Here is a 3,186-nt window from a genome sequence, read left to right on the forward strand (position 1 = left end):
ATTGTAGCGACTGCAGCCTATGAGGTCGTTGACCAACAGTTTGCTGATGCCCAGGCCGAAGATGAGTACTGGATTGCCACGGCACAAGAAGGGGGCATGGAGTACATCGAACTATCCGACCAGCAACTGACCGAGTTGGCAAAACACGTGCGCGAAGAAGTATGGCAGCAGGCCGAGGATGAATTTGGTTCTGAGCTGATTCAGGAAATTCTCAGTCACACTCAACTGGAAAATTGATTATAAGGGCAGGGTCAGCGCTGACTCTGCCCTTGTTTTATATCCAGATCATTACGGAGCTGAGAAATACTATGATCATCTTCAAGTGCATTGATTGGCTGCTCGACAGAGTTATTACACCTATTGTGTCGATTATAGGGGTGTTTGTCGCATTAGCTTTTGTAGTAGGCATTATTGCACGTTCGTACTTAGGGATCGCTTTTTTCGGCATGGAAGAGTTGATTCTAATAGCCGTTATCTGGTTTTACATGCTGGGCGCTATGCTGGCATCTAAGGAAGGCGCTCATCTACAGGCAGACTTTATTCCGGTCATTGTTAAAAACGAGAAAGTTGTCGTGATCTTTCGTATTGCCGCCACCGTAATTTCTATCCTGATGGCGGGGCTTTTTATTTCATGGAGCAATGAGCTATTCCAGTGGGCCCTTAAGCGCAATCAGACAACACCTGTGTTCTCGATACCTATTTATGTTTCGCAGGCTAGTCTACTGATCGCCGCTGTTTTCATGACTCTATATCTGGTCAGGGATCTCGTTAATGAGATCCGGACTTTAAGTTGCCACAAGAAGAGTAGTACACCGGCTAAGCGGTAGTGCTATTTGAAGGAGTAGATTATGGGTGCTTTAATAGCCATTGCCGTGGTAGTTCTATTAATGTTAGTGGGTGTGCCAGTGGTGTTTTCATTCGCCGCAATGGTTGCAACATTAGCTTTCTTATATGATGTCGACGTAGCTTTTCTTGCCACAACAGGCTTTTCTTCGATTAACTCGATTATTCTTATTGCCCTGCCTTTATTCATCATGACCGGCTATCTTATGCAGTCGGGCGGATTGGCCGCCAGGCTGGTAGCATTTGTCGAAGCGCTGACTGGACGCTCCCGCTCTGGAATGGGATCGTCTATGGTTGTGGCTTGCGGTATTTTTGGGGCGATTTCCGGCACTGCCTCCGCCGCAGTGGCCTCCATAGGTTCCATTATGGTTGGCCCCATGCAAAAACATGGTTATGAAAAACCGTACATTGCCGGGCTGCTGGGCATCTCATCGCTATTAGGGCTATTGATACCACCTAGTATCACCATGATTCTTTACGCTATTGTGACCCGTCAATCGGTTGCTGCAAGCTTTCTTGCCACTATCGGCCCCGCCATATTATTGATATTTTTTCTATGCGTTTATAACGCGATTAGAATACGGCTGACACCAGGGATCGTCAGTGAAAAAATGCCGTTTAACGAACGAGCCAAGGCAATTGGTGATACCGGTTGGAAGGCCATTCCGGCCTTGATGCTGCCAATAATCATACTCGGTGGTATTTATGGTGGCATCTTCACTCCCACCGAAGCGGCAGCTGTTGCCGTAGTCTATGCCATTCCCGTAGGCATGTTCGTTTACAAGGGGCTCAATCTCAAAAAAGTCCTGCAGTGTATGGTGGCTGCTGCCACGACATCTGGGATCATAATCATCATTCTTTTCTTCTCGTTTATTGTCAGTCGTATCCTCACCCTGGAAGGTGTACCCCAGCAACTGACCACTTTCCTGCTGGACACATTTGAGAACAAGATTGTCATTTTACTGATGGTAAATGTGTTCCTGATCATGATCGGCATGATCATGGACGATGTGAGCGTGATTGCGATTGCCAGCCCTTTGTTAGTGCCGGTGGTAGCACAGCTCGGGATTGATCCGATCCACTTTGCAGCGATCATTGGAACCAGTGTGGTGATTGGTTGTAACAGTCCGCCCATGGCACCGATTCTTTTCATGTCGTGCCAAGTCACCGAGGTTGGTGTCTCTCAAGCGATCCGCCCCGCACTGAGCTTGATGTTATTTACCGCTCTGCCTGTAATGCTAATCACCACTTACTGGCCGCCATTAGCGCTTTATTTACCGAGGTTGCTCGGCTATGTAAGCTGATGTTTACTTGAAAAAACTGAAGTTTCTGAAGTGTGCCATTATTCTACGGCTAGATATTTTGAATGCCTAATGCCAGCGTAGACTAAACTATATTGATATAAATTATAAAATGCTTTTAATTAAAAAATGTTAGCCTTTATTTTTAATATAGTTAGTTATGGTGTCGCTATTGCGAGAGATTCAATATGAAAGATAACGTTTCAAGCTTATTGAAGAATAAGAATATGGCTTATCTCGCATCAGAAACTTCTCATGCTAGTGAAAAAAAAGTGAAGAGGATAGCTTTTTTATTGCTTGAAAATTTTTCTCTGATGGCGTTTACAGGCGCAGTTGATGCGCTGATCACCACTAACTTGATGAAGTCGAAAACGGTTTACGAGGTGTTAGTGGTGGGCAGTGAGGAGGGAGTGACTGTTTCTGACGTAGGTATCGAAGTTAAAAACGATATTTCTCTAGCGGCGCTGGATATTTATCATATGCCGTTGGATGTCTTGATAGTGTGCGGTGGGCTTCGGGTAAGGCCCAAAACGACAGCGCTTTTACGTAATAAGCTAAAAAGTGCTGACAGCCACGGAGTGGTGCTGGGGGGGTTGTGGAATGGAGCTTACTTTCTTGCAGAAGCAGGCCTATTAAATGGCTACCAGTGTGCCTACCACCCCGACGGGCGGGCAATGATGCTAGAAGAATTCTGGGAAGTATCAATATCGACCCGCAGCTTCATTGTGGACCGTAATCGGCTGAGCTGTGCAGGCGCTAGTAGCTCTTTAAGTATGATGCTAGAAGTCGTAAGAGCGGATTGCAGCAATGAGGTAGCCAGCGCCGTTGAAGAGATGCTTAGCTGTGATAAAGGGTTGGACTCGCCTGACATATCCACTATTTCGGTTGATCAGAATCAAACCCTGCCAGAAAAGCTCAAGACGTCCTTGCAGCTAATGAAAAATAATATCGAGGAACCTCTCTCCATCTCTGAAGTAGCGAACTGGGTCAATATTTCTAGACGTCAGCTAGAGCGCTTATTTTGTAACTACGTGAACGCTAG

The 3,186-nt window shown here is 46.1% G+C and carries 3 protein-coding genes and 1 pseudogene; all 4 read left to right on the top strand.

Going from position 1 to position 3,186, the window contains the following annotated elements; translation table 11 throughout:
- Nucleotides 1-237, top strand: a pseudogene (locus ACT3R7_RS20435) (TRAP transporter substrate-binding protein DctP); the annotation flags it as partial.
- Between the two features lie 71 nt (nucleotides 238-308).
- Nucleotides 309-827: a TRAP transporter small permease gene (locus tag ACT3R7_RS20440; RefSeq protein WP_192539764.1), complete on the top strand. Its 519-nt coding sequence runs from the start codon at nucleotides 309-311 to the stop codon at nucleotides 825-827.
- Nucleotides 828-848: 21 nt separating this feature from the next.
- The gene (locus ACT3R7_RS20445; RefSeq protein WP_192539765.1) at nucleotides 849-2,147 is read left to right on the top strand and encodes a TRAP transporter large permease; all 1,299 of its coding nucleotides are present in this window, start codon (nucleotides 849-851) and stop codon (nucleotides 2,145-2,147) included.
- A gap of 185 nt (nucleotides 2,148-2,332) precedes the next feature.
- On the top strand, nucleotides 2,333-3,186 hold an 854-nt coding region (locus tag ACT3R7_RS20450; protein WP_496199448.1), incomplete at its 3' end, for a GlxA family transcriptional regulator.

This window comes from Halomonas sp. AOP43-A1-21 (assembly GCF_052376775.1).
GTDB classification, from domain to species: Bacteria; Pseudomonadota; Gammaproteobacteria; order Pseudomonadales; family Halomonadaceae; genus Vreelandella; species Vreelandella colorata.